1 protein-coding gene is annotated in these 499 nt (G+C 57.9%); it reads right to left on the minus strand.

What is annotated here, in order from left to right; genetic code table 11:
- Nucleotides 1-499: hypothetical protein (locus AKL27_RS28300; RefSeq protein WP_198156118.1), on the minus strand; the 499-nt coding region annotated here is incomplete at both ends.

Consider the following 499-nt stretch of genomic DNA (forward strand, 5'->3'; position numbering starts at 1 on the left):
GCATCACGCAATTCATTGCCCTGTACATTGATCTTGAGGTTGTTCGATTCCATCGATACCTGCACGCCGATGGCACCCGACACATCCAGTTCGGCGCCATTGCCAACCAGTGTGCGCTGTTTGGCAGCGACCGCGATCTGGCCACCGGTGGCCAGCGTCAATGATCCCTGCTTGAACTCAACCGTATTGCCGCTGACGATTTCAATGCGCGACAGATCGGTACGGTCACTGATGCTGCTCAGGTTGTCGAAGTTGGCGGTGATGTTGTTGACCGTCTTGGTGCCATCGAGATTCTTGAGCGCAGCATCGCGCTGGCTGTCGAGTGCCTGGCATTGGAAGCGTCGAGCACGATGGCCGTGACGCTGTTCTGACCGAGCGTGACCGTGCCGGTGGCATCGCTGGCGCGATTCAACAGATGAATCGTGCCGCGTGTGCCAGCGCTGGTGGTGCTCAGCAGTACACCAGATTGTTCGACGGTATGGCCAGTCAGCGTGATATC

This window comes from Herbaspirillum autotrophicum (genome assembly GCF_001189915.1).
Lineage (GTDB): Bacteria > Pseudomonadota > Gammaproteobacteria > Burkholderiales > Burkholderiaceae_D > Herbaspirillum > Herbaspirillum autotrophicum.